Here is a 26,444-nt window from a genome sequence, read left to right as displayed (position 1 = left end):
GATTTGCCGCCGACTTCCTTCAGATTCCACCTCGCGGTAGACACCCTTGTCTTAAGCTAATGGCTACTACTGCCTTCGCCATTCGGGACTTCAACCCTAAAGATAGCGCCCATGCTGGGCGCACGAAAGAGGGAGCGTCGGGCCCGTATGGGCCTGCGCCTCCCTCTCTTTTTGTTGAAAAATATTACCAAAACCCCGGGATGAGTGACAAATATCCTAGCTTTTTATCATATGATAACGAGCAGAATAACATTTCCATCCGTTAATGGAGGGGAGAATGAAATGTATATTTATGTGTTGTTTATCCACATTACAGCCGCCGTTATGGGGCTGGGGGCCGCATTTGCTTCCCCGCTTATCGCCAAAAGCGCCAAAACGGTCAGTCAGGCCAAATTCGTCTTGTCGATGCTGCACAGGCTGGAAATCCTCCCGAAGGTCGGCAGCATTCTGCTGCTCCTGACGGGCATTGCAATGGCGATCATGGAACCCTCCTTGTTCAAAGCAGGCTGGTTTATCGCCTCCATCGCTATCTACTTGGCTGTTCAGGTAATCGTTGCGGGGATTCTTCCGAAGCAGATGAACAAGCAGCTGAAAATTGTCAACGCTCAGAAAGGGGAGATCCTGCCGGAATCGTATAAGCAGCTGGCGAAGCTTTCGGCCAAGTGGGAACGCGTCACCCATGTGGCCGCGTTTCTCCTTATTCTGCTCATGGTATTCAAGCCTTTCTGACTGAATCAAGTGATTCTGGAGCTGCCTCGGCGGCTCCTTTGTTGTTGACTTCGAGGAGTACCGGGAGAGCGCCGGGCGGGATTCAGTCGTATGACGATTGATTTTCCTCATCCGCCATGCTCTGGATGTCGTCCATTGAAATCGTCAGCAGCGTGTACCCCGTCTCTTCCTGCAGCTTCACTGCTTTTTCTTTGATATACTTTGGACTTCCTTCCGCCGCATCCGCATCGTACACCAGCAGCAGCCCGTCGCTTTTGCGCATCAGCAGCTCATCCCTCGCCTGGAACTGCCAGCTTCCTTCATAAGGACGGTTGCTGACCGCCCCGTAGTAATCGGCCGCCGCCGCAATCCGGCGAAATTCATCCTGCCTCTCTTCCTTCCACCTTTCCTCCGGGGCGGCATGGGCCGTGATGATGCCCAGCTTCAGGGCGGGATAGCTGCCTTTAAGCTCAAGCGCGGTTTCGCACGCCCACAGGTCTACGCCGTACTGGCCGGGGGTGATGATCCATTCCAAACCCTCTTCCAGCAGCGGCAGCATACGGTTGGCGAGCGCCTTTTTGATATAGGGGATGCCGGGATGTTTATTGTCATAAATTCCAAGCTCATGCGCCCGGTAGCCGGTAACGAGCAGTGTTTTCATGTCATGCCTCTTTCCTCTTTCAGTCGGTCTTTCCATTATACCAGCCGTTCCCGGACTCTGCCCGCCGGCGGCGCGCAAGGAGCCCTCCTGTCGAACTTCTCCTTTTCCGCAAAAAAAAGCGGAGTGCCCGCAAGGTTTCGTGAACCCTGCGGACATGCTCCGCTTCGCGCTTGATGCTATGTTTAGCCGATTAGTCGATCCAGCCATTTGCCTGAAGCATACGGTGAATCAAGGCAGCCGCTTCCGCTCTTGTCAGCGTATCCTTCGGTCTGAGGTCGCGGGTACCGTCTCCCTGAACAATGCCGCTGTCAATAAGATATGCAGCGGCAGCCGAGGCCCATGGAGACAACTCGCTATGGTCCCGGTAAGCAGACAGGCTGCCCGCTGTCTTCACGGGGGACGCCGGCGGATGTCCTCCCTTGATGAGGGAGATGGCATTGTAAACGATCACCATAGCCTGTTCCCTGCTCACCTCACCGCCGCCGTCAAAGACGCCGCCGGGATAGCCGGTGACAAGACCATACTGATGCGCAAGCTCCGCCGGTCCGTAGGCCCAGGAAGAGGCAGGCACATCACTGAAGGCGGGGGATGAAATCTCTCCGCCCATGAGCCCGAGGCTTCGGACGGAGAGCGTCGCCAATTCCGAACGCGTAACCTTGCGATCCGGCGCAAACTGGCCGCTGCCGTCGCCCGCGAGCATCAGGCGGTCCGCCAGGTCTGAGGCGATGTCCTGAACCCAGTGGCCCGGGGTGTCGGAGAAGGACGTCCTGCCGCTCAGCAGCGCATACGTCCGGTAACCGGCAGCCTCGTGGATGACGGCATACCGTGTGTTATCCACCGTCTTAAGCGCAGCCGGTACCGCAAACAGCTTTCCTCCATCCTGAACCGAAACCGCGGCAATCCCGCCCTGCGTTCCCGCCTGCTCTGACGGAACCGGAATGAGCAGTTCCGCCGGCGCTTTTAAAGGCGCGGACACACTCTTGTCCTTGTAACTAAGCGTCAGCTTGACCGCCAGCGGATCGGCCAGCAGACGATATCCCTGACCTGCGGCTGTCTTCTCCGCATCGGACGCCGCCGCGCTCCGCTCAATGGACAGACGCACTCCGATGTCCTCCGCCTTCACATTGCCGCCCAGACCTGCGATGGCATCGCCAATCGAAAGCGAAGTCAACGGCAGGGTAAGCTCCGGCGTGCTGACGGTGAGACGGCTTCCTCCTTGAAACAGCCCGTTCCACTCGGCGGCCGATAAGCCGGTTATCACAACGTCTTCCTTCACGCCGACCTTGATCTGAAGATCGGCCGCCTTGTCGCCGGCCAGCTGTTTCAGCGCGCCGCCGTCAAGCTTGATCGCCAGCGCTGAACCGCTTCCCTGCTCCGTCTTGGCAGCGGTAAAGAAAGCTGCCGAAGCCTGATTGACGGTTCCCGTCACGTCCTCCGGGTGCGGAGACGCTGTGGGCGTCGACACCGGAGCAGGCGTCGGCTCGGGCGCCGGTGTCGGCTCGGCAGACGACGCTGACGGCTCGGCTGATGGCGCTGCCGATGGCGCCGCCGACGGTGCTGCTGATGGCGCTGCCGACGGTGCTGCCGATGGCAGCGGCTCAGGCTCTCCGCCGCCGGTCTCCATCTTCACGGCGCGCCATTTTTGCCGATCGGAACCATCCGCGTCGCCAAGCGCGACCGTTCCATCCTCCCGGGCTTCCAGCGCCTTGCCCGGCTGGAACTTGGACAGGATCGTCAGCGTCCCGTCCGAGTTCCCGTTCACCAGCCAGCGCTGATTGTCATAGCCGAGATAGGCGTACAATTGAACCTTGTTCGCCCCCGTATCCCAGTCGAGCGATTTGCCGCTTCCCCCTGTCCGGATCGTGTAGGCGTTATTTTTGATCGGGTAATAGCTCCAGTATTGATTGACCGATTCCTGTTCAGGCACCGCTCTAAGCATGGCCAGGGAATTTGGGCTGTCGGCGGCAAGCGCCGCTCCCGTCCCCTCATTTATGAAACGATAGACCGAATCATCAGCCGCCGTTGCCCCGGTTACATTGACGTTCTGGTAATAGGCATCCCCTCCGAATACATTCACGCCGAACGCGCCCTGACGGTAGGTATCGTCATCCACATCAATAATTTGTCGTCCGTCCAGATCGATTGTGATCCGCGTGCCCACGGCTGTGATTTTGGCATGATGCTTCACTCCCGTGGTCAGAGCCATTGGCACTTTCGCCAGCACCTGCCGGTCTTGGAACTGGCCGTCGGCCATATAGAACAGCCGCGCCGCCTTCAAATTGGGATCAAGGTTGAAATAGTAAGCGCTCGTACCGTCAGCGTTCGACCGGAACAGAATCGATCCGGCTCCGCCGGTGCTCGGGAGCATGACGTCGGCTTCATAGGTGAAATCCGCCGCCCGATCCCCCGACATATAGTTGGAGTCGCTGTCAAAGGTGCCCCGGATGCCCTCAGATGTAACCGCCCAGCTGGAATTCGGCTTCCAGTTTTTCAGAGTCGTATTGAACGTTCCCACGGTCACTTGAATGACGGCGGACAAGCTTCCGTCTGACGTCTGTACAGTAACGGCCGCCGTCCCCGGCGCCACAGCCTTCAGCACAGCGCTGCCGGAACCGGATGGCTCGGCCTTAACGACCGATTCGTCGCTGGAGGTCCATACTAACTCCCGCGCGGACTCATGCGGCAGCACATTGGCGTAGACCTCCTTGGATTCCCCTGAGCCCAACTCCAGCACGCTGCTGTCCAGAATGATCCGGCCGGCTGATTCGTCCGGCTGAAACTCGCCGTTCCAAATATTTTTAAGCGGATAAACCTTCATGGACTTCACCTGCACTATTCCGCCCTCAGCGTAAAAGCTCATGCCGCTGCGCGCCGCACCCGGGAAGATCACATCGGAGAATACCGCCGTTCCATCTGCCGCAAATACCTCGATTGAGGATTGGTCCACCAGAATACGCAGCTTCAGCGTGGAGTTCACCGTCGGCACATGGGCCTCATGCAGGGTGGAGAACTTGGATGAGAAATCGGTCCGGCCGGAAGCGGAACGGTCAACGAACAGCGTACTGTCCCCGGCGCGGTAACCGACAGCAGTCCGCTGGTCGCCGCCTTCGCGCAATAAGAACCCGAATTCCGAAGCGGCTCCGCTCTGAGGCAGTTCAAGCTCGGCTTCGATTTCATAAGCATTGCCGAAGGACGAAGCCAGAATATTGTCCGTATCCTCAGAGACGGACGTGTCGGTAACCGAGAATGGCGCACCCCGCAGGGTCTCAAGCTCCGCAATCGGAGCCTGCGCCAGACGTATGCCGTCCGCTGTCGTCTTCAGCGACAATTCGCGCGGCACTGTCAGCTCTCCTTTCCACGGCGAGGTCGGGAAGCTGAACGGATAATCCCAATTGGTCATCCAGGCCAGCATGATCCGGCGTCCGTTCGGCGCGTTGGCGAAGGAAGTCGACGCATACATCTCCTTGCCGAAATCGGTTCTGAGAACGGTTCCTGCCGGGCTGCCGTTGACGAACTTGCCCTCGGGGGTCAAATCGCCGATAAAATACTCGGCATCCGAACCGTTCGTCTTCGGATTGGCGCCCGTGCTGAGCATCAGCACCCATTTCTGGTTCAAGGCGTCGCCGTCCACCGGCAGAGGGAACAAATCTGGGCATTCCCATACTCCGCCCCTGATGTAACTGCCGTAGCCGAAGGTGTCGGTTAGCGTCCAGTCGATCAGATTCTCCGAGGTGTAGAATCGGATGTGATCGCCGCCGGAAACGACCATTACCCAGCGGCCATTCGCTTCATCGCGCACGACCTTCGGGTCGCGGAAATCCCAGCCTCCCGGTTCATTGGCGCTTACATAGCCCGGATTTTGGATAATCGCACCGTCCCCGTAATACTGCCAGGTGCGCCCTTTATCCTTGCTGTAAGCCAGTCCGATTTTCTGGTTGCCTCCGGTCTTGTCAGGATTAAAAGAAGTGTAGTAGGCAATAAGGCCTTTGCCCCCGGAGTCGTCGAACAGCCCCGAGGCGTTCGTCTCGTCGGCAATCGCCGATCCGGACCAGATATGGCCCATGTCATTCCATTTCAGCGCAAGCGGCAGACGCTGCCAGTGAACCAGATCGGTGCTGACCGCATGGGCCCACTGTCCCCGGTCCTGATGAAAGAGATGATATTCCCCTTCAAAATAAACCAGCCCGTTCGGATCGCTTGCCGAGCCGCGCGCAGGCGTGTAATGATATGCCGGACGGTAGCTTTCGCTGTAATACCCGCCCGAAGGTGTCAGATAGACATTTTGAAAATAGGCGCTTCCGCCTTTTACGGCAAGGCCGGTCAGACCGGAAGCATAGCTTGCGTCCTCCAGGGTGGCGGCCGCTCCGGCGTAGCCGTCCACATATGCCGAGATTTTCGATCCCGCCGCATGAATTTCAACATGGTGTTTCTTCCCGGCGGCCAGCGGAATATCCGAAGTCGAGGCCAGCTCCTGCTGTCCATCCGGTCCGGACTTGATCAGCTTAACCGTGCCGTCTTTCGCGTTCAATTTAAGCAAGTAACCCTCCGAACCGTTCGCGCTTGCCCGGAACAGCAGCGCCGCTTCGGCGGAAGGAGTATCTTGGGCGATGGTAACGTCGCCCTCCAGAACGAAATCCTTCGCCTGCGTTTCGGAGAGATGCAGGGACCACTGTGCTCCCTGCGCCGTTCCTTTAAGGCCCTGAAGATCCTTCATCCATAACCCGTCCGCGTTCGACAGACCTTCTATATTCGTAAGCAGATCGCTCACTTCAATATTCTGAAACACCGCCGTTCCCGCCCCGCGAAGACCCAGTCCCTTATTGACGGAATAAAGCTCCGTTTCGGCGCTGATTATGGGATCGTATTTGCCGTTCCAGTAGACTTTGATTCGGTTTCCTTCCGCTTTGACCTTTACATGGTAGCTGACATCGGGAAGGACCGCGATGCTCTTCTCGATCCAAAGGCGGTCCGACTGTACGCTGCCCGCATCGGCCAGCCGGATTTTTCCGGCTTTGCCGTCCACCTGAACGAGCAGGGCATTGCGCCCTTCTTTATCCGAACGCAGCAGCAAGGAGCCTGCCGAATCCGCTGACTTTAGCATGATGTCGCTTTCATAAGTGAAATCCTGGGCGTAGGTGTCCGACATGACCGTAACCGCTCCCGATGCCGACAGTTGAAGGCCTTCGGGACCTGAGGAAGCGGTTCCAATCCCCCGCTGCGTCCAGCCCGTCAGATTGCTGCTGACGCCGGACATCTCTATCGGCTGCGGTTCGCCGAGCGGGCCCGCATAAATATTCTGGAATACCGCCGCGCTGTTCCAGACATGCATGCCGAAATACCCCCCGGTGTGGGCGGCATCCTCCGCTTCAAGCAGCGGGTCGCTTCCGCCGTTCCAGTACACCTTTAGCGACGCGCCGTCCGCCGTCACCTTGAGGTGATATGTCTGTCCGGCTTCCAGCGGCACGCTTTCCGTCTTCAACACCCGGTCGCCGTCCGCGTCCTTCAGCTTGATGATGTCTGCGCCCGGATCAAGCTGCACCATGTACGAGCCCCAACCGCTGTCGTCCGAGCGGAAGACAAGCGACACTACGCCGCCGCCCTGGAGCAGCGTTACGTCCGCTTCATAGCGGAAGCTCTCTCCCTGCTCCGCGGACAGCGCGAAGCCGTTCTCCGCCGAGGACAGCCTTAGCCCGTCCGCCGTCTCCTCGATATTCCCTTGGTCCTTCGCCGCCCAGCCGCTCAAGTTGCTGTTCAACGTTCCCGGCTTCGTCTCCGTGTTGATGGGCTGCATATAAATATTCTGGAACACCGCCGCGCTGTTCCAGACATGCATGCCGAAGTATCCGCCGGTATAGGCGGAATCGCTCACCTGAAGCAGCGGCTCGCTTCCGCCGTTCCAGTATACCTTAAGCGACGCGCCCTCCGCCGTCACCTTGAGGTGGTACATCTGTCCGGCTTCCAGCGGCACGCTTTCCGTCTTCAGCACCCGGTCGCCGCTCGCATCCTTCAGCTTCAGGATGTCCGCACCCGGATCAAGCTGCGCCATGTACGAGCCCCAGCCGCTGTCGTTCGAGCGGAAGACGAGCGACACCACGCCGCTGTCCTGCAGCAGCGTTACGTCCGTTTCATAACTGAAGCTTTCTCCCTGCTCCGCGGACAGCGCGAAGCCGTTCTCCGCCGAGGACAGCTTCAGCCCATCGGCCGTCTCCTCAATATTTCCTTTGTCCTTCGCCGTCCAGCCGCTTAAATTACTGTTCACACTATTAATTGAAGCGTTCTCAGGAATGCTTTCACCATACGTAACGTCTGCTACCGACGCCGCCGACGCCACCGAATATGAACCCGGGAATATAACCGTTCCCAGCAGCAGTACGGCAACCCACGCGTTTAACCAGACTCTCCCCCGATGCTTCTTGCCTCTTCCCAACGCATTCACTCCCATTCTTGATATCATGTAAGCGCTGTCCATTACTGCTGAAGAAAAGCGACCCAAGTTTCAGGCCGCTTTTTCCTCTAGTTCATTCTGTCTTGCTTAAGGTATTCGATTTCTTCCCTAGCCATAGCAGGCATACCCCGGGGTCCAATTATTCTCCTGCTGCTTCCGTTTGATCCGGTTCCATCCGCCATACATTCAGCGTTTCAAGCAGGGTATTTCCGCCTCTTGAGAACAGCTTGACACCGAGGCTGCTTTCCAGCGGATAAATCCGGTTTGTAATGGTCCGGCGTCCGTCATTGGCGAACAGTTCCACCGAAGAGCTGTCGAGGAACAGGCGCAGCTTGATCCGTCCGTCTTCCGTCGGAACAAGCGATGCCTCGTTGACGCCGCCCTCGCCCGCTCCCGCGTGATCCCGGTTCATACGCAGCACGCCTTCGGATGCTTTATAGGAAATTTCCGTATACTGCAAGCCGTCATCCGAACAGCGCACGCGCAGGCCGAATTCGGCATCGGATGAAGAATCGGCCACAAAAACGGCTTCAATCTCCAGCGCGCTTCCTTCCGCTCCATCCAGCGTAAATTGTTCTCCGTCCTTCAGTAGGACATTGGCCGCGTCCACATGACTCCTGCGCAGCGCCTTCAGTTCTTCGGCAGGGTTGGCCAGCAGACTGCCGTCTTCAGCGAGTGTAAGCACACGCGGCATAGTAAAGGCTCCCATCCAGCCGTCTTCCTTCTCCGGCATCTCCGCTCCCCAAATATTCATCCAGCCGAACATGATCCGCCGGCCCGACGCATCTTCGAAGGTCTGCGGCGCGTAGAAATCGAAGCCGTAGTCCACCCGGTCCTTATGCTGCTTGCTGAATATCCCTGTGTCATAGTTGAACTGTCCGGACAAATACAGCGTCTTGACGGGCGCAATATTCATCGGAGAGAACAGGAGCACATGACTGTCCGCCTCTTCCCCAAGCGGGAACAGATCAGGGCATTCCCACATATCGCCCATCGTTCCGTCACTCTCCGCCGCAATCCCCTCATAGGTCCATTCATCCAGATCGCTTGAGGTATAGTGAAGCGCCTTGCCTTTGCCATCCTTGCCGTAACCGACGACCAGATGCCATACCTCGCCGCGCTTCCACACCTTCGGATCGCGGAAACCGAAGCACTCTCCGTCCGGAGGACCTTCAATGACGCTAACCGGCCCTTTTTCAAAATGGATGCCGTCCGTACTGCGCGCGATGCACTGCACCTCGACCGGATCGTTGCTCTCGACATGCCCCGTATAAATCAGAGTCAGCACGCCGCCATCATCCACCCCGCTGCCCGACCAGCAGCCGTACACCGTATCTTCGCCGCTGTCGTAGGGCATGGAGGGGGTCAGCGCGATCGGAAGATGCTCCCAATGTACGAGATCTTTACTCTTCGCATGTCCCCAGTGCATAGGACCCTGCCAAGGACCGTATGGGTAGTGCTGATAGAAAGCGTGATATTCGCCTTTGTAATAAATCAGTCCGTTCGGGTCGTTCATCCAGCCGACAGGCGGCATTAAATGATATTGCAGCCGATACCGGCCGTTGGTAATAGGTACTGTCTCGTTTTGAATTGTGTTGCTCACAGCAGATCACCATCCGATTCCAAAATAATTATTTTCTGTATTTTGTTTAAGTCCAAACCGATTTCAGAGGATAAACGGTAAAATGGCTGAATCTGGCGTTTCCGCCATGGGCGAACAATTCCAATCCGCCGCTGCTCTGGCGGGGATAAACAAGCGTCGTGAACACGTCCTCGCCGTCTCCGATGAACCACTCGATGACCGAATCGTCGACAAAGCCCCGCATGGTCAGCCTGCCTGATTCGCCGCTCCGCGGCGCCCGGAATACCTTGGCAAAATTCGCCGTTCCGCCGGTACGCTTCGGCAGCTCGCTGAAGCCCGACTTGCGGCGGTCGAGAAACAGCTCTTCGCGTTCGGGGCTGAAGCCGAGTACGGTATACTCCCCGCCGTCATCGGATACCCTGACGCGGATTCCCCATTCGGCCGCGCGGTCCCAGCTCACTTCCGCCTCGAACTCGTACGACAGTCCTGAGAACGGAAGACGAAGAATTTCATCCTTAATCTCCAGCGGACCGAAGCGGACCGGTTCTTCACGCAGTTTCTCCAGCTCTTGAACCGGCTGCTGTACCAGACGAAGCTCGCTGCCGTTTCTTGCAAGCCCTAGCGTCCTTGGAATCGACATTCCGCCTTTCCAAGGCTCGGTCGGTGAATGAAACGGATACTGCCAATTGGACGTCCAGCCGAGCCAGATTGCCCGGCCGTCCACCTGAGGAATATCCGAATAGGAAACGGCGGCATAGAAGTCCTGCCCGTAATCGGTCCACCGGGGAGCGCCACCCTCATGCTCGCAGACAAAGCGGCGGCCGTCGAAGTGTCCGACGAAATACTGGGCGGTGGAGCCGTCCGTCACCTCGTTGTCCCCGATGCTGACATGCAGCACCCAGCGGCTCTCGTTCGGCTCTCCCAGAACGGGCAGGCGGAACAAATCGGGACACTCCCATACCGCATCCCGGCAGCCGACGCCCTCAAACACGCTTTCAAACTGCCATTCGCGCAGATTGGGCGAGCTGTAGAAATGAATGGCTTTGTCCACGCTGACCGCCATCGCCCAGCGGCCCGTCTCCTCATGCCACAGCACCTTCGGATCGCGAAAATCGTTCAGGCCAGGATTGGGAATGACCGGATTGCCCGAATACTTCACCCAGGTCCGGCCTTTGTCCGGGCTGTACGCGATGCTCTGGGACTGAAGGCCTTCCTTGAAGTGGGTGAAGATGGCAACCAGACCGCTGCCTCCGCCGAAGAAACCGCTGCTGTCCTGCCAGTCCACCACAGCACTGCCCGACCAGATGTCGCCCAGCTCATCGGATACAAGCGCCAGCGGCAGATGCTCCCAGTGCAGCAAATCGCGGCTTACCGCATGGCCCCACCTCCCTGTAAACTGATAGAACTGATGATACTCCCCTTCATAGAACACCATGCCGTTCGGATCGCTCATCGGCCCCTCCGGCGGTGTCAGATGAAATTGCGGGCGGTAAAGCTCATGGTACGTTTCAGTCATGGTCAACCTCCATAGGCCCGACTTCCTGGTCTCTTCTCAAGCACGCTTTGATAGGCATATCCGACCTTCATTAATTTACATTGATAATTACAAATGTAAACAACTTTGACGCAATTGAAGTATAGCGCTTCCAATTCCAAGTGTCAATCACTTTTAAAGCGCTTTTTTGTAAAATATTTTTTCGCTTGATCCAACCAAATCTTTGCATATCTGAAGTAGAGACAAGCCATAATCGTCATCTTCAACAAAAACGCTTTCCAAGCTGATTTTATGGACAGGATAACCTATGCAACCGCTGAAAAAGGTTATATAATAAGATGTTAAAACGAGGAAATCCGTCCATACTAAATAGAGTTCTGCTGTTTGTGCTTTTCATTTTTTTGTTTTGGGCGTTTTTATTTACATTTTTCCAATCGAATTTTTCTTTACATTTTTGTTTACTATCGCACACTAAAATGATATAAAGATTGCACCTCGATGAAAAGGCGTACATGCGTCAATCGCATATCCCAGTAAATATAAAAATCGTGAGCCAAAAAGGAGCATGCTGTCTATGGCTGAGAGAGTGACCATTCAAAATATCGCCGATGCTTTGGGATTGTCCCGCAATACCGTTTCCAAAGCGCTGAACAACCATCCGCAAATTCCCGACGGGACCAAGGAGAAGATTCTCCAAAAGGCGGCGGAGCTGAAATACAAAAATTTCTCCACCATGAACATGGGGAACATTGCGCTGCTCACCCGCGGAGATATTAACGTCATCAGTTTCTACGCCGAGACGATAAAAGGTATGGAAACGGCGCTGAGCGCCCAGGGATTTAATCTGATTCTGACCCTGGTGAAGCCCGAAGATATCCGAAACAACGCGCTGCCGGCCAACATCAATCCGTTTAATATCGACGGCATCGTATGCATCGAGATTTTTCATAAGCCTTATATCGAAACGATCCTTGGGGCCGGCATTCCGACCGTATTCATCGACTCCCTGCCCAACACCGTCTTTGACAGCCACAAATACGACATCGTGATGGTCGAAAATGAATTCGCCACCTATACCCTCACCAAAACACTGATCGAAGAGGGGCACGCGAATATCGGCTTCATTGGAGATTTGCACCACTGCCGCAGCTTTTACGAAAGATGGCTCGGGTTCGAGCGCGCGATACGGGCATCCGGACATGAACCAAATCCCGCCTTCAGCATAACGCCGGACGACACACAGCCCTACCTTTCGGTCGAGTGGATGACGGCCCAGCTGAAAGACCTGGCCCAACTTCCAACCGCGTTCGTGTGTGCCAATGACGATATCGGCATCTGCGCGATTCGCGCGCTCAAGGAGATGCAGGTTCAAGTGCCCGGACAGATTGAAGTGACGGGATTTGACGACATTCCCAACGCCAAAATCATCGACCCGCCGCTGACCACCGTGCACACCTATCCCTACGAGCTCGGCATCCGCGTCGTCGAGACGCTGCTGAGCCGGATTGAAAGGCCCGACCGCCATAAGGAAACGATCTATCTGGATACGAGCGTTGTCCTGCGGGGATCGACCCGGCGCCGGAGTGAGCTCGGCGAAGTCGCAGAACTGCATTCAAATTAATCCATCTTTACAAAAGAAAAAGGACGGCTTCTTCTCGTAAAGCGAAGAGCTGTCCTTTGCTGTTTCTTCCTGCCTCGGGTTAGTGCCGTATCTCCTGTCGGGTGCCCCGCGAAAGTCCGGTTCATTTCCGCACGGCACAATTCAAGCAACCGGACTTGCAGTGCTATCCCTTCAATATCATAACGCCCTTCGCCGGAATGGCAGCCGTACCACTTACCTCCCTGCCGGACAGCAGATCGGTCATCCCGGCGGAGCCGATCTCTGCCGCCAGTTCCCCGTCGGTGTGGTTCAGAAGGAACAGGTACGGCGTTCCGTTCTTTATCCGCCGCGCGGCTTCGAGTCCCTGCGGGGCCTTGACCAGAGGCGCGATATTCTTGTCGGCGCACAGATTGCCAAAGAAGCCTTGCAGAAAGTCGGCGTTCGGGCTGGAAGCGATATAATAGGCTTTGCCCCCGCCGAACCGGTTGACGGTAAGCGCCGGCATGCCCCGATAGAAATCGGAGCCGTAACGCGCCAGCGTCTCCGCCCCCTCCGTATGAATCAGATCGCACAGAATGCCGCATTCGTAGCTTCCGCTCAGCTTTTTCCAATCCCGCTCCATGACGATTTGATTGCTCATGCCCGGCAGCAGCGCGTCGATCTCCTCCGCCCATACGCCAAGCAGCCGCCGCAGCCGGCCGGGATAGCCGCCAAGCGTTACGAGATCATTCTCGTCGACGATTCCGCTGAAGAAGGTCGTCACGAACGTGCCCCCCGCCTGGACAAAAGCTTCCGCTCTCGCCGCAAAGCCCGGCTTCACCATGTACAGCACCGGGGCGATCACGATTTCGTACTTGGTCAAGTCCTCCAGGGCGCCGACCATATCAACCTCGATATGCTGCGCAAACAGCGCATCGTAATACTTATGCACTTCGTCCACATAGTTCAGCGCGACCGTCGGCCCGCTAGACAGATTGAGTGCCCAACGGTTCTCCCAGTCGAACAGGATGGCGACCTTCGCCGCGCTCCGGGCGTCGAGCAGCTCGCCGCCGAGCAGCTGCAGCTCCCGGCCCAGCTCCGCACATTCGCGGAACACCCGCGTGTACTCATGCCCGGCGTGCTCGATCACGGCGCCGTGATACTTCTCACAGGCGCCGACCGAGCGGCGCAGCTGGAAGAACAGCACCGTATCCGCTCCGCGCGCCACCGCCTGGTAGCTCCACAGCCGCATTACGCCGGGCCGCTTGAGCGAGTTGTACGCCTGCCAGTTCTGCTGGCTCGGCGTCTGCTCCATCAGCATGAACGGCTGGCCGCTCTTCAGGCCGCGCATCAAGTCGTGGGTCATCGCCGTAAAGCTGACCGGCGTGTCCAGCGAAGGATAATTGTCCCAGGACACGACATCCATATACTTGGCCCACTCGAAATAATCCAGCTCCGGATAAAAGCCCATCAGATTCGTCGTAATCGGTACGTCCTTGCTGTGCTCCCGGATTGCATCGTATTCCAGCCGATAGCATTCCAGCAGGCTGTGCGACATGAACCGGCGGTAATCCAGCGAGATGCCCTGAAAGCTGGTCCGGCTGCCGTTCCACTCCTCGCTCAGCTCGCTGGGGACGACAATCTCCTCCCAATCATAGAAGGTATGTCCCCAAAATCTCGTATTCCACGCTCTGTTCAGGGCGTCCAGCGTGCCGTAGCGCACTTTCAGCCATTCGCGGAAGGCCGTCTCGGATTGCTCGGAGTAGTCGTATCCGCCGTACTCATTCGAGACATGCCAGGCAACGAGCGCGGGATGATCTTTGTACCGCTCCGCCAGCTTGCCGGCCAGCCGGGCTGAAAATTTACGGTAGACCGCGCTGTTCGGGTTGGAGTTATGCCGTCCCCCGAACTTGCGCTTCCTGCCCTTGACATCGACACGGGTCACCTCGGGATATTGGCGCGCCATCCAGGCCGGATGCGCCCCGGTGGCCGTAGCCAGGCAAATATAGGTCCCGTTTCTGTACAGCCGGTCCATCGTTTCATCGAGCGACGAGAAATCATAGGTTTCTTCATCCGGCTGAATCATCGCCCAGGAGAACACATTAATGGTAGCGACATCGATGCCGGCCAGCTTGAACAAGCGGTCATCCTCGGCCCATACTTCGGCGTCCCACTGCTCGGGATTGTAATCTCCTCCGTACCAAATCTTCGGCAATTTATCGTTGATCACACGCGGCACATCCTTTACAGTATAAGTATATTCCCATTGTAATCACTTGAAATTAGCGTTTAAATATAATATTTCGGCATCATATATAAGAATATGGAACTTTCATAGATTAGTACCGATCTCTATATTCAAGCCGCAGGAGGTTAACCGTATGGCAACCCTCGGACACCGCAGAATCATTTTCGCTCCTGAAGCCGGAAGTCATCTGCCGATTTCCCTTGACAGCATCGGATATAATCCCGAGCAAGAGCAGGTCAACCGCCCGGACGGTTATCCGGCCTATCACTGGCTTCAGACCGCACATGGGCAAGGGCTGATTCATTTCGGGGAACAGCGAATGTTCCTGCCCCGGAGCAGTGGCGTGCTGCTTCCTCCCCGTTTCTCCCACCGCTATGAAGCGGTCCAGGACGGTTGGCGCACCTATTATCTGACCTTTGCCGGGGGCTCCGCGGACAGCATTTTGCAGTCCCTGGGCATAACCGGGCCTTCCTTCCATCAATGGGAAGACGATGCGCCTGTGGGCGGTATGGTGGAGTCTCTGCTGAACCTTCAGGAGAAGGAAGCAGATCCCTTCGGGCTGAGTGCTTCGGCGGGCGCCTATCGATTTCTGCTCGCATTAAGCTCCTGCGGGAGCACGCATAACCAGAAGTCCATTTCCGGCAATCTCGGCATGCTTCAGCCGCTGCTCGCATGGATGGAAGAAAGCTACGGCAATCCCGATATCGGTTTGGAGGACCTCTCCGGGCATATCGGGGTGTCCGGACGCTACCTCAACAGCCTGTTCCTGCATACGTTCGGCTTATCTCCCTATGCCTATTTCGTCCGCCTGCGCATCCGCAAGAGCAAGGAGCTGCTGATCGGCCGCCCGGAAGCCACCGTCAAATCCATCGCGCAGCGGGTCGGATTCCGGGATGCCAGCCATTTTGTCGCGACATTCCACAAGCAGTCCGGAACGACTCCGGAACAATTCAGGAAGCTGCATTAGTAGCGCATGACACTTCAGGTAATTTCGGCCCATCCGCAGCCATTTAGTTGAGTAGAGAAGCCTTGAACCTCAGCGAAAAAAAACAGCCGCCTCCCAATGTCAGGACGGCCTCGGCCGCACGCGGATCATCAGGAGGGGCTGCTTATCATAGTTTCGAAGAAGCGAATGCAAAATAAACGCAGAATGCCAGGCACAGCAATCCGACAAAACCGTAGCCGCCGAACACATCCCAGCGGGATGAAAAGTAGCCGAACCCCAGGCCTATGGCGATAAGCGCCGCATTCAGGCCCAGCGACTGAAACGAATCCATGGTCGCTCTCATGGAAGAGTCGATCCGGTGATGCAAATATCCGGCCGCGAGCGGTTCAATCACCCCGCCGGCCAGACAGATCAGGAAGATTGCCGCCAGCCCGCTAACGTTCCGCGCCATGGAGAGATACAGGAAGCCCGCGGCCAAAACCGCGGTAACGGCCGTCAGCAATGGCCCGCTGCCCATGCGGGTCTTCAGCTTATAGGCAAGGAGATTGCCCGGAAGCCTGAGCAGGAAGATCGATGCCGAGAACAACCCGAAGGCCGCAGCCGGAATCCCGATTCTGTCCAGATACAGCTGCCAGAATTCATCGATGAAGTTCAGCGATGCGCCTGTCACCATTCCGGACAGCATCACCGGCATGACTCTACGGTTTCTTTTGAAAAAGCGCACGGCACCCGCAATAGAAGCCCCAATAGGGATGCTCTTCTCCCCCTCCGCTCCGCCGCTTGCAGCGGGCCCTACCAGCATAAACGTAAAGCACAAAGCGGCAAGCGAACTTGCCAGCGAAATCCAGTAGTTCAGTTCATAGCCGCAGAGACCGGCCAGAAAGCTTCCGCACATCGCAGCGAGCATCGTGGAGGTAATGTCGACGGCATTCAGGCGGCCCAGCACTTGCTCAAAGGATTTCTCACGCCCGGCCTCCTGCAGCGAATCGTAGAGCAGCGCATTCTCCGCCCCGCTTCCCGCCGATCTGCCGACAGCCGCGAGAAATACGGCCAGCGCAAAGTGCCAGAACGATGTCGCGTACACCAGAATGAGAAACTCGAAGCAGCCTAGCAGCGAGGCAAGAACCAGCATCCGCTTTCGGCTTCGCCTGTCGGCAATGATGCCGGCAGGAAGCTCGAGCAGCACAACCGTTACCGCAAAAATAATCTCGGTGTAAACGACCATTTGAATGGTCATGCCCCGTTCTTCCCAAAACAGTCTCTCGATCACATAAGCCGGAATCAGACTGCCAAAAAAACGGACCGCATACAGCACCCGTAAATTACGTAAACCCATCATGCGCCGATCTCCTCCCGATTCGGATTGGATTGTTCCAACCGGAATCAAGGCGGAGCGCGCTCAGGCCCCGATTTTGAAGATTAACAGGGAGGTCTTGCCTTCGACATGTTCATCGTCTCCTTTTACGGAATTTGAATGTCCACATGCCAAGCTCACTCTAATTATATAGACAATGTCACAAAATAGACACATAACTGAGGCTCTGTTCCATTATTTTTCGCCGAGCTAAGGCTAAATCTCATCCCTGCTCAGCGCCTCGATCACCCTGTCGCACCATTCCATATAGCTCTCTTCGTTTCTGATCCCCATCTCAATTACCGCAATTGAGGAGAACAGCGGGTCCCTGCTGGGATAGACGGCCTGCTGCTCGCGGAAGCCCGCGATTTTGCCGCGGTAAATCTTCAGACGTTCTTCATGCTCTTTTCGCTTCTCCCGCAAAATACCGATCATCGCCTCCGGCTCCACCAGCCAGGAATTGTACTGCTTCAGCATAAAATCGTCCAACGACCGAGGCTCCTCCGCCTCCATCACCCAAGCCTTGAGGAAATCAATTCCTTTGTCCGTTATGCTGTACACCTTACGCGCCGGACGGTACGACTCACGCTCATGCGATTCCAGTTGGACCAAGCCTTCCGCTTCAAGTTTCGCCAGGGTCGGATACAGCTGGTTGTTATTGATTTTGTAAAAAAAGCTGACCCGCCCGTTCATATACTGCTTCATATCATATCCGCTCAGCGGTTCTCTTGCCAGCAGACTCAGCAAGGCGTATTTAATCGAACTCATTGTTGTCACTCCAAATTTAGGTTAATTTTAACATAAGTTATTATTGACATATAATCAATTATGTCATAGGTTAATATTAACCTATTATTCAGGCACGCACAAATCCAATATTCATGAAGGAGCGATACGGTTATGAAACTTATATTTAATGATGAGGCTTTTTCTTTTGAACTGCTGCGGACGTTAAGCTATGCGCCATACGGAGGAGCGGATATCGGCGAATGCCTGGTGACCGCCTCCCGGATTGCCGAAGGCGATTTCGAGAGTTGGCACAAGGAATGGTTCCGGGTCGCCGAGCGCGTGCATGCGCTGGGGGATGAAGCACTGGCGGCCGGCCAGCGGATCGGCGCCCGCGAGGCGTATCTCCGCGCCTCCAACTATTACCGCACCTCGGAGTTCTTCCTGCACGGGAGCCCCGAAGATCCGCGCATGCTCTCCACCTGGAAGCTGAGCCGCGACGCCTTCAGAGAAGCGGCGAAGCTGATGGACACCAAAGTGGAGCAGGTCAGCATTCCGTACGAAGGAACGACGCTTTCCGGTTACTTCTATACTGCACCGGACACCACGGAGCCTCGTCCGATCCTGATTATTCACGGCGGCTATGACTCCACGGGCGAAGAGCTGTATTTCGGCGGAGCCGCCGCCGCTCTCCAGCGGGGTTATCACTGCCTAACCTTCGAGGGTCCCGGTCAAGGCTCCGTCATCCGCGAGCAGCGGATTCCTTTCCGCCACGATTGGGAGAAGGTCATTACGCCGGTCGTCGATTATGTAATCAGCCGTCCCGAAGTTGACCCGAACCGGATCGCGCTGATGGGCATCAGCTTCGGCGGCTATCTCGCGCCCCGGGCGGCGGCCTTCGAGCATCGCCTTGCCGCTTGTATTGCCAACGACGGCGTGCACACGTTCCGCTTCCGGGAAATGGGCCAGAAATTCATGGCAGGCCGAACGGACTATACCTTCGAGGAGTATGAAGCGACCGTAGCCAAGGTCATGCAGCATCATAGCGGCGTCCGGTGGGCGGTAGACAACGGCATGTTCACGTTTCAGGCGAACTCCCTCAGCGAGCTGGTCGAGAAGACGGAACCCTGCACCATGGAGGGAATCGCAGACCAAGTTGTCTGCCCGACGCTGGTCTGCGAGGCGGAGGAGGATCACTTCTTCGCCGGACAGCCCGGGAGACTGTACGATTCGCTGGCCTGCCCGAAGACCTATCTGAAGCTCACCAAGGAGGACGGAGCGGAAGAACACTGCCATTTCGGCGCCCTGCTGCTGTTCAACCACCGCGTCTTCTCCTGGCTGGATGATGCGCTGAAGATCAGCGCCGAACCTGCCGGCGCGCTGCATTAAGAATAAGACAAAGCCTCCAGCTGCATGGGCGTGAATCGCCGTGCAGCTGGAGGCTTTATTGTTACAGTTCAAGCCCCCGCGCCGCAAGTTCCGTTAAAACACCTGTCCCGCAGGAGTGGACGGTTTTATTTCAACGTCAAGCTGAACGATACGGTTGCCTTTTATTTCAGATCATTGCATAGCGTTCGGCATTATGTTATATTCCAATTATTCGATAGTTCGTTAGTAATCAAACTTAAGAATAACATTATTGATTTATTTGTACTGGGGGTACAATTGATGAAAAAGGGGATCATTTATGCTGTCCTGTCCTATTTGACATGGGGGTTTCTGCCGTTATATTGGCGCCTGTTCACAGCGATGCCCGCATGGGAAATTTTAGCACATCGCATTGTCTGGTCCTTTGTGTTTGTAGCCGTTCTCATTACCGTGTCCAAGCAGTGGCAGCAGCTAAAGAGCGTGGTTGCAAGCCGAAGAGGTCTCACCGCCGTAGTTCTCTGTTCCATTCTGATCAGCTCGAATTGGTTCCTTTTCATTTGGGCGGTCAACAATAATCATGTGATTGAAACGAGCCTGGGCTATTATATGAATCCCCTGATCAGCGTTTTGTTCGCGGTGGTTTTCCTGAAAGAAAGGCTTTCGCCGGGGCAGTGGCTGTCTATCGTTCTGGCAGGCATCGGCGTTCTGATTATGGCCGTTCAATATGGACAAATTCCGTGGGTGGCTATTTCTTTGGCGATTTCTTTTGCTTTATACGGACTTGCCAAAAAAATAGCGAAGCTCGATGTCCTCCTCGGTCTTACCGGAGAAACGATTGCCGCGCTTCCCGCAGCTCTTGCCTATATGATCTACATACAGTCGCACGGAACGGGAATCTTCACTTCGTTGCCGCCTTTCTCGATTGTGCTTCTCCTGCTTTCAGGAGCGGCGACAGCGATGCCTTTATTCTGGTTCGCCAAATCCATGCAGCTGCTTCCGCTTTCACTCGTCGGGTTTATCCAGTATATCGCGCCGACTACAAGCTTGCTGCTTGCCATTTTCTTGTTTAACGAACCGTTCTCGCAAAAAGAATTGATCAGCTTTTCCTTTATCTGGATTGCTTTGATTATCTATTCCTTCGTTACGTTCAGGAAATCAAAAGTGGCGGTCCTCCCCGTTAGACAGGTTGACGTACAATAGAACACAAACGCAAGCATCAAATCACGATAGGAGGCTCTTGACATGAAAATATTGAACCATCCGGATTTGCATGATATTCAATTGTCCTCGGTGCTGTACGCTCTCAGCGATCCTATCCGGTTATATCTGGTGGACGTTATCTATAAATCAGGAGAACGAAGATGCGGCGATATCGCGGTTCCCGTCGTTAAATCAACGCTCTCCCATCATTATCGGACACTGCGGGAAGCCGGCATCGTTCGCGTCCGCGTTCAAGGCACCCAGCGTTTCTCCAGCATCCGAACGGACGATCTGGAAGCCCGTTTTCCCGGACTGCTTGCGTCGGTATTGAACGCCTATCATGCCTCGGGGGAAGCGGAACGGTTAATGGCCTCTATCGGAGCATCCGGCGACGCAGCGCCGCAGAGCTGAAACGTCCAGCAGGCCTAACAGAGTTACCCGGTAATTGTTGAAGGCCAGGAAATCCTCATAATCGGGAATCGTTTTCTAACTGAGTGATCGGTTGCTGATCGAGTGACCGTATCCTACCCAAGTGTTCGGTTCCTAATCGACTGTCCGTTTCCTGTCCAAGTGACTGTTTCCTGCCCGAACGGGGTCAAGGACGGCAGACGTTCAGTTGAACTGGAAAAACTCCCTTTTATTATCGCAAATCGAGCCTAACCCTTACCATGAGCGGGAAAAGCTCCGGTTTATTTACCGGTTTTGATTCATCTTCAGGAAAACCGTCTGATTAAGAGGGAGAAACTCCGTTCCGGAGTTTAGAATTACTGGCGTTCCGAAGGCACGGAACTACGAAGTCACGGTACTACGAAGACTGTCGCCTAAAGCAACTGCGTTCCCCCGCTTGGCTAGTCCTGCGCTATTCACGATATGAACTGAAGGCATAGGAGCACATCGCTGATGCATCAAGAGAGCATTCCATCCTGCCCTCCGCTGTCACCGGAAGCACGCTCCATTCAAGCATCCACGCAAAAAGAACCTCTCCTGGTTAAAATGGGAGCTTCGCCAGCCCATTCCAATCTAACAGAGAGGTTCTTTATCTATTCAAGCTTATCGCGGGCCCAACCAACCCAATGTAGCGGAAGCAAGCCCGGCGAATCGCCTCGTTCATAAGGTTAGCGCCAGCGTTGACTGGTCCATGCCCGCTATGTCACCGCCCTTCCCGGTTCACCCGAACCGCTGCCGGTACCCGCATCTGCGGCACAGCTCCTCTACCGCTTCCCTGCGGGAAAAGCCGTAGAACAGATTATTCGCCCGCTCTCCCTCTACGATCTCGGAGAACGGCATCTGGTGGACGTTGCCAAGGTTAATAACGCCTTCCCCATCCAGACAGCACGGCACCACTGTCCCGTCGACCAATACCGCGGCCTGGCTGCGAAGGGCGTGGCAGAATCCTTTGCCTTCGTCTTCGGGAGCGCTAAGGCTCGGCCACTGGAACTCATGGTCCTGGTTCAGGAAGACCCGATCGGCAATCTTCACGCTGCTGCCGGGAACAATCTTTTCCTCGATCCGGTAATCCAGGCCGAATGCCGATTCCAGCACGGACAGTGTCTCCCGGTTGCGGTTTCTTTGCAGATTCGTCAGATTGTCCGGCGTGAGATTCCACAGCCGGAAGGAGATGAAGACGCCCTGCGCCGCAGCCTCCTTGGCAAATTCAAGAATTTGCGAAAGATACCCTTCGCGGTCCTCGGAGCCCTCATGCCCGTCAAAGCTGTGCAGCGAGAAGTTCATCTGCCGAAGCGCCGGCTTCCCCAGCAGCTTGTGCCCCGCCTTGCGGATCAGCGTGCCGTTGGTCGTTATGTTGACCTTGAAGCCTTTGTCATGCGCGGCATCGAGCAGCTCGTGAATTCTCGGATGGAGCAGCGGCTCGCCTTTGACATGAAGGTAGATATGCGAAGTGTGCGGCTTGATCTCGTCCAAAATGGAGCTGAACATTTCCGTATTCATAAACCTTGCTTGCCTTGCCGTTTGCGGGCAAAAGCTGCAGGCCAGATTGCAGACGCTTGTAATCTCGATGTATACCTTCTTAAATGTCTTCAAGCTCCGCTCTCTCCGTTTCCCTTACCATTGATCCGCGGCGTACCTTAGTCCGATCTGCCTCCGCGCATCCTCCATAACTTCCGCAGCCGCCAGCGAGTTGGCATGCGAATTGACGGAGCTCTCGCGTTCCCCCGCTTGCAGCAGGCGGATAAATTCCTGAGCTTCGTAGTACATCGACTCATAGGTCTGCGGCAAGGTCAGTTCCTCGACAATTCCGTCTCTGTAGCGAATCTTGACCTCATACGGCTGATTGATCTTGTCAATGACCATCGTGCCGTTCTCGCCCTGGATTTCCACCGGCAGATAGGATTCGGTAATCTTGGAGTACATCACAACGGCATCCATATCGCCGTAGCGCATGACGATGCTGCCCTCGCCGTCAACGCCGGAGGACAGCATGACGCCGGTCGCCTTCACCGTATCCGGCTTTCCGAACAGCACGACCATGGGATAAAGACAATAAATACCAAGATCCATCAGGGCGCCGTTGGAGAATGCCGGATTGAAGGCATTCAGCACCGTACCTTGAAGGAAAGCGTCATAACGCGAGGAATACTGGCAGTAACTGGCGAAGTAGCGCCGGATCTGGCCGATTTTATACAGATTCTCTTTGATAATCCCGAAGTTCGGAACCAGTGTCGATTTCATTGCTTCCATAAACAGCACATTGTTGCTCCGCGCAGCCTCGATTACACGTCTCAGCTCAGCCGCATTAGTCGCGGCGGGTTTCTCGCAAAGCACATGCTTGCCGTGGCTAATGCAAATCAGCGCATGCTCGGCATGCAGCGAATTGGGACTGGCGATGTAGACAGCGTCGATTTCGTCGCTTGCCGCCATGGCCTCCAGGTCGGTGTAAACGGAGGCTCCGGCGTACTTCGCGGCGAACGCCTTCCCCTTCTCTTCACTGCGGGAATACACGGCGGTCAGCAGAAAATCCTCATTTTCCAATCCCGACTCCAAAAAGCGGTCCGTAATCCAGTTGGTTCCGACTACGCCAAAACGAATGGTCATGCACCTATCTCTCCCTTAAATGGCATTCTTTTATTTCCATCCTTATCCGATTTCGGCGGATAGCGTATAGAAAGCCTTGAGCTGTCTTGCGATCTCCGCTTTGTCATGCTCTACCACGGTCATATGCTGCGGCAGCGCCGACAGACCGGCGATTTGCGCCGGGAATTCCTGGCTGATCTTCAGCAGGGAAATGGCTTCGTCGAACTTGGCAGGATGCGCGGTCGCGAACGTAATGCCGATCTCTCCTGTCCCGTTATACTCTTCGTAAGCGGCAATGCCGCAGGCGGTATGCGGGTCCAGCAAATAGCCGGATTCCTGCCGGTACTTGCCGATTATGTTCAGACACTCCTCATTCTTCACGCCAAGCGCGGCAAATTCGGACTGCACCTGCTCAAGCAGCGCCGGTTCAACCGAAATGGCTCCTTCGCGCTGAAGCTTCGCCATGTAATCCGATACTTTGGCGGAATCCTCACCGGCCAGGTAGTACAGATAGCGTTCGAAGTTGCTGGCCACCTGGATGTCCATCGAAGGGCTGTGCGTGCTTTTGAAATCGCCGGGCTTGTACTCTCCGGTCTTCACGAACCGCTCCAGAATGTTGTTCTCGTTCGTGGCGATGATCAGCTTGCCGATCGGCAGACCCATCTTCTTGGCGAGATAGCCGGAGAAAATGTTTCCGAAGTTGCCGGACGGCACGCTGATGTTGACCGTCTTGCCCTGCGCGCTCTGCGGCAGATGCAGATAAGCGTAGAAGTAATAGACCGTCTGCGCCAAAATCCGCACAAAGTTGATCGAGTTGATCGCCCGCAGATGGTACCGGCTCTTGAAGTCCAGATCGGCGAACAGCTCTTTGATGACTTTCTGGCAGTCGTCAAAATTACCTTTGACCGACAGGTTCAGCACATTGGCGTCATCCACCGTCGTCATTTGCAGTTCCTGCACCTTGCTGACCTTGCCCCACGGATGCAGAATGCAGATCTTGATGCCTTCCTTACCGCGAACGCCCGCGATGGCGGCCGCTCCGGTATCGCCGGAGGTTGCCCCCAGGATATGAATAATTTCGCCCCGCACTCTGGAAATATAAGAGTACAGTTCGCCCATAAACTGCAGAGCGACGTCCTTGAACGCAAAGGTCGGCCCGTGGAACAGCTCCAGCACATACAGCGAATCATTGATTTCCTTAAGCGGCGTCACTTCCGGATGACGGAAAGAAGCGTAGCTCCGCTCAACCATTTCCTTCAGGTCTCCATCCGGAATTTCGCCGTTTGTATAATAGGAGAAGATCTTCAGGAACAGCTCCTGAAAGCTTAGGGACCGCCACTCCTCCAGCGTCTGTGCAGACACGGAAGGAATCACGTCCGGAATCATCAATCCGCCGTCATCGGCCAGGCCCATCAAGACCGTATCGATAAAACCTTTCGGTTCGACCTTGCCTCTAGTGCTAATATATTGCATTTTTCTACTCAGCCCCCTGAATTTCGCGCTTTCGAATTTACCTTATATATTAACACGTTTATGTGTTAAAGTCCGGTGTATATTGCACGATTTCGCCAGTTTCGCGCATTTTCCGTTTCACCGCCGCTACTGTACCGGTTTCTGCAATTCTTTCCAAACGGTCTTGTTGCTGTATTTCTTCTCTTCGCTGACGTCCTGTCCGAACCACTCCGGCGCTTCGAAGCTCTGAGCCTCTTCCAGGGAATGAAATTCGACCTCGACGACCGACAGCTTCAGCTGATCGTAGATATCGATTTCCACCGTTACGCCGTTCCATTCGCCGGTAATGCGTTCCTTGATCAGCGGCACGGCCCGGACGGCCCGAATCATTTGTTCATACAAGCCCTGCGAGATATCATATTCGATTTCCTCGCGGCTGATGCCAAGCCCGTTCTTGAAGGTATGCGTGTAATGCACCTCGCCGGAAGCGAGATTTTCGATTTTGCGCACGCGCAGCTCCTGCGGTCCGTCCATTGCCAAATACGTCTGCTCAATGCGCTGCCGGCTGTGAATGTTCAGCTTTCCCTCCTGAACAAGCTGCTGCGGAAACTCCGGAAGCAGGAACTTTCGCTCGATTTCCATTTCCATCTATATTTCTCCCCTTTTCACGTAGTCAGGTTAGTAAATTGTAAAGTGGCGCTCAAAGGAAGTCAATCCGGGAACAATTTGCTAAAATAGAAGAATCGGTGCGAGAAATCGTACCAGTCCAACATATACGGAGGCAACTTTTGTGGATTATATCATTCTGGACATTGAATTCAACGGCCGTAAGTTTGCCAGCGAGCATCCGATGGAGGTTATCGAGATCGGCGCCGTGCGGCTGGATGCCTCGCTGCGTCCCGTCGACGAGTTTACTTCACTGATCAAACCCGTGTATTTCGCTACTCTGAATTCTTTCATTAAGAAAAAAACGGGCATCCCGCAGGAAGAAATCGATATCGCCCCACGTTTTCCCAAAGTGATTTCCGCCTTCCTTCGCTGGCTGGACTTAAGCCCGGACGGCGTGCTGCTGCTGACCTGGGGCGGGGAAGATATGAAGCGCATCATCCAGGATACCCGCATGCATAAGCTGGACGACGCCTACTGGATGAAGGCGCCTTACTACGATCTGCTCAAAGGTCTCCTGCGCGCCCGCGGACTGAAGAACGATGTCAGCGTGGAAAGCGCTATGGAGCTTCTGGGCCTGGAATCCGCCGGCTCTGCGCACCGGGCGCTGGGCGACGCGCGCATGACGGCAGATATTTTCCGCGCACTCTATAGCGAGCTTGATCTGGATCAGGTGAAATATTACAAAGACACCTTCTCCAACGCCCGGGAGCGCAAGACGGTCAAGATCGCGATCAAAGCGATACTGTCGCAAAAAATCGTCCCCACCTGGGAGCTGATTGTGGAGCATTATTTTGCCGGCAAAGTTCCGCTTGACGACCCGCGCAAGGTCGAGGAGCTTCAGCGCTTTTTTGATGCGGAGCTTGCAAAGATACCCGCCCGCTCCACTTTCTCTACTCCCCCGTCTCCGCCAAATCCGCAGAGTGAAGGCTGAAGTTTAGCAGTCCAGCCTCTTGGGTACAGCCCTTGCTTCGGCAAGGGTTT

Annotated in this window: 19 protein-coding genes; 8 read left to right on the top strand and 11 right to left on the bottom strand. The window is 55.5% G+C overall.

The genetic code is table 11. The annotated features are described in order from the left end of the window. Both EH198_RS24930 and EH198_RS23360 read left to right on the top strand, forming a co-directional pair. Window positions 1-266 (top strand): hypothetical protein (locus EH198_RS24930; protein ID WP_221621563.1); only part of this gene is annotated, 266 nt, incomplete at its 5' end. A 16-nt stretch (window positions 267-282) separates the two neighbouring features. Then, window positions 283-729, top strand: a complete 447-nt coding sequence (locus tag EH198_RS23360; protein WP_124697897.1) for a DUF2269 family protein — start codon at window positions 283-285, stop codon at window positions 727-729. An 82-nt stretch (window positions 730-811) separates the two neighbouring features. Here EH198_RS23360 and EH198_RS23355 read toward each other — a convergent pair whose 3' ends face one another. From EH198_RS23355 to EH198_RS23340, 4 genes are all read right to left on the bottom strand, one after another. Further along, the gene (locus EH198_RS23355) at window positions 812-1,369 is read right to left on the bottom strand and encodes an SLOG family protein (RefSeq protein WP_124697896.1); all 558 of its coding nucleotides are present in this window, start codon (window positions 1,367-1,369) and stop codon (window positions 812-814) included. Window positions 1,370-1,559: 190 nt separating this feature from the next. Beyond that, window positions 1,560-7,811, bottom strand: a complete 6,252-nt coding sequence (locus tag EH198_RS23350; RefSeq protein WP_148091531.1) for a GH32 C-terminal domain-containing protein — start codon at window positions 7,809-7,811, stop codon at window positions 1,560-1,562. 142 nt (window positions 7,812-7,953) lie between these two features. After that, window positions 7,954-9,417 carry a glycoside hydrolase family 32 protein gene (locus EH198_RS23345; protein WP_246014511.1) on the bottom strand — a complete coding sequence of 488 codons (1,464 nt, stop codon included), beginning with the start codon at window positions 9,415-9,417 and terminating at the stop codon, window positions 7,954-7,956. A gap of 46 nt (window positions 9,418-9,463) precedes the next feature. Continuing rightward, complete coding sequence (locus tag EH198_RS23340; RefSeq protein WP_124697894.1) at window positions 9,464-10,912, bottom strand: glycoside hydrolase family 32 protein; 1,449 nt, start codon at window positions 10,910-10,912, stop codon at window positions 9,464-9,466. Between the two features lie 553 nt (window positions 10,913-11,465). Between EH198_RS23340 and EH198_RS23335 the strand changes: the two genes are divergently transcribed. Continuing rightward, entirely contained in the window at window positions 11,466-12,512 is a 1,047-nt protein-coding gene (locus EH198_RS23335) for a LacI family DNA-binding transcriptional regulator (protein WP_185703034.1), read from the top strand. 163 nt (window positions 12,513-12,675) lie between these two features. Here the strand turns inward: EH198_RS23335 and EH198_RS23330 are convergent, their stop codons facing one another. Continuing rightward, window positions 12,676-14,700 carry a beta-galactosidase gene (locus EH198_RS23330; protein WP_124697892.1) on the bottom strand — a complete coding sequence of 675 codons (2,025 nt, stop codon included), beginning with the start codon at window positions 14,698-14,700 and terminating at the stop codon, window positions 12,676-12,678. A gap of 151 nt (window positions 14,701-14,851) precedes the next feature. Here EH198_RS23330 and EH198_RS23325 point away from each other — a divergent pair, with 151 nt between their 5' ends. Further along, window positions 14,852-15,685 (top strand): helix-turn-helix transcriptional regulator, encoded by an 834-nt coding sequence (locus EH198_RS23325; RefSeq protein WP_124697891.1) that lies wholly within the window; start codon window positions 14,852-14,854, stop codon window positions 15,683-15,685. 145 nt (window positions 15,686-15,830) lie between these two features. Here the strand turns inward: EH198_RS23325 and EH198_RS23320 are convergent, their stop codons facing one another. Continuing rightward, the gene (locus EH198_RS23320; RefSeq protein ID WP_124697890.1) at window positions 15,831-17,003 is read right to left on the bottom strand and encodes an MFS transporter; all 1,173 of its coding nucleotides are present in this window, start codon (window positions 17,001-17,003) and stop codon (window positions 15,831-15,833) included. Window positions 17,004-17,234: 231 nt separating this feature from the next. Continuing rightward, entirely contained in the window at window positions 17,235-17,786 is a 552-nt protein-coding gene (locus EH198_RS23315; RefSeq protein ID WP_124697889.1) for a PadR family transcriptional regulator, read from the bottom strand. Window positions 17,787-17,918: 132 nt separating this feature from the next. On the opposite strand from EH198_RS23315, the gene EH198_RS23310 reads away from it, so the two are divergent. The 3 genes from EH198_RS23310 to EH198_RS23300 all read left to right on the top strand — a co-directional run bounded on the left by EH198_RS23310 (window position 17,919) and on the right by EH198_RS23300 (window position 20,723). After that, window positions 17,919-19,133: an alpha/beta hydrolase family protein gene (locus tag EH198_RS23310; protein ID WP_124697888.1), complete on the top strand. Its 1,215-nt coding sequence runs from the start codon at window positions 17,919-17,921 to the stop codon at window positions 19,131-19,133. Between the two features lie 279 nt (window positions 19,134-19,412). After that, window positions 19,413-20,312, top strand: a complete 900-nt coding sequence (rarD, locus tag EH198_RS23305) for an EamA family transporter RarD (RefSeq protein ID WP_124697887.1) — start codon at window positions 19,413-19,415, stop codon at window positions 20,310-20,312. A gap of 42 nt (window positions 20,313-20,354) precedes the next feature. After that, entirely contained in the window at window positions 20,355-20,723 is a 369-nt protein-coding gene (locus tag EH198_RS23300; protein ID WP_124697886.1) for an ArsR/SmtB family transcription factor, read from the top strand. A gap of 756 nt (window positions 20,724-21,479) precedes the next feature. Here EH198_RS23300 and EH198_RS23295 read toward each other — a convergent pair. From EH198_RS23295 to EH198_RS23280, 4 genes are all read right to left on the bottom strand, one after another. Next, window positions 21,480-22,352, bottom strand: coding sequence for a radical SAM/SPASM domain-containing protein (locus tag EH198_RS23295; RefSeq protein ID WP_124697885.1), 873 nt, complete (start codon window positions 22,350-22,352; stop codon window positions 21,480-21,482). 21 nt (window positions 22,353-22,373) lie between these two features. Then, window positions 22,374-23,363, bottom strand: coding sequence for a Gfo/Idh/MocA family protein (locus tag EH198_RS23290; protein WP_124697884.1), 990 nt, complete (start codon window positions 23,361-23,363; stop codon window positions 22,374-22,376). A 42-nt stretch (window positions 23,364-23,405) separates the two neighbouring features. After that, on the bottom strand, window positions 23,406-24,815 hold the full coding sequence (thrC, locus tag EH198_RS23285; protein ID WP_124697883.1) for a threonine synthase: 1,410 nt from the start codon (window positions 24,813-24,815) through the stop codon (window positions 23,406-23,408). 126 nt (window positions 24,816-24,941) lie between these two features. Next, window positions 24,942-25,442: a CYTH domain-containing protein gene (locus tag EH198_RS23280; protein ID WP_124697882.1), complete on the bottom strand. Its 501-nt coding sequence runs from the start codon at window positions 25,440-25,442 to the stop codon at window positions 24,942-24,944. 142 nt (window positions 25,443-25,584) lie between these two features. Here EH198_RS23280 and EH198_RS23275 point away from each other — a divergent pair, with 142 nt between their 5' ends. Beyond that, window positions 25,585-26,394, top strand: a complete 810-nt coding sequence (locus EH198_RS23275) for a 3'-5' exonuclease (protein ID WP_124697881.1) — start codon at window positions 25,585-25,587, stop codon at window positions 26,392-26,394. Window positions 26,395-26,444 lie beyond the last annotated feature (50 nt).

This window comes from Paenibacillus rhizophilus (assembly GCF_003854965.1).
Lineage (GTDB): Bacteria > Bacillota > Bacilli > Paenibacillales > Paenibacillaceae > Paenibacillus_AQ > Paenibacillus_AQ rhizophilus.
Note: the sequence above shows the minus strand (reverse complement) of the source record. Positions and strands in the feature narration are given on the sequence as shown.

Excerpts from the sequence above, each read along its gene's own strand:
- EH198_RS23310 (WP_124697888.1), top strand. The coding sequence starts at position 17,919 with ATGAAACTTATATTTAATGATGAGGCTTTTTCTTTTGAACTGCTGCGG.
- EH198_RS23280 (WP_124697882.1), bottom strand. The coding sequence starts at position 25,442 with ATGGAAATGGAAATCGAGCGAAAGTTCCTGCTTCCGGAGTTTCCGCAG.
- EH198_RS23290 (WP_124697884.1), bottom strand. The coding sequence starts at position 23,363 with ATGACCATTCGTTTTGGCGTAGTCGGAACCAACTGGATTACGGACCGC.
- EH198_RS23355 (WP_124697896.1), bottom strand. The coding sequence starts at position 1,369 with ATGAAAACACTGCTCGTTACCGGCTACCGGGCGCATGAGCTTGGAATT.
- rarD (WP_124697887.1), top strand. The coding sequence starts at position 19,413 with ATGAAAAAGGGGATCATTTATGCTGTCCTGTCCTATTTGACATGGGGG.
- EH198_RS23335 (WP_185703034.1), top strand. The coding sequence starts at position 11,466 with ATGGCTGAGAGAGTGACCATTCAAAATATCGCCGATGCTTTGGGATTG.
- EH198_RS23350 (WP_148091531.1), bottom strand. The coding sequence starts at position 7,811 with ATGGGAGTGAATGCGTTGGGAAGAGGCAAGAAGCATCGGGGGAGAGTC.
- EH198_RS23315 (WP_124697889.1), bottom strand. The coding sequence starts at position 17,786 with ATGAGTTCGATTAAATACGCCTTGCTGAGTCTGCTGGCAAGAGAACCG.
- EH198_RS23320 (WP_124697890.1), bottom strand. The coding sequence starts at position 17,003 with ATGATGGGTTTACGTAATTTACGGGTGCTGTATGCGGTCCGTTTTTTT.
- EH198_RS23360 (WP_124697897.1), top strand. The coding sequence starts at position 283 with ATGTATATTTATGTGTTGTTTATCCACATTACAGCCGCCGTTATGGGG.
- thrC (WP_124697883.1), bottom strand. The coding sequence starts at position 24,815 with ATGCAATATATTAGCACTAGAGGCAAGGTCGAACCGAAAGGTTTTATC.
- EH198_RS23340 (WP_124697894.1), bottom strand. The coding sequence starts at position 10,912 with ATGACTGAAACGTACCATGAGCTTTACCGCCCGCAATTTCATCTGACA.
- EH198_RS23300 (WP_124697886.1), top strand. The coding sequence starts at position 20,355 with ATGAAAATATTGAACCATCCGGATTTGCATGATATTCAATTGTCCTCG.
- EH198_RS23325 (WP_124697891.1), top strand. The coding sequence starts at position 14,852 with ATGGCAACCCTCGGACACCGCAGAATCATTTTCGCTCCTGAAGCCGGA.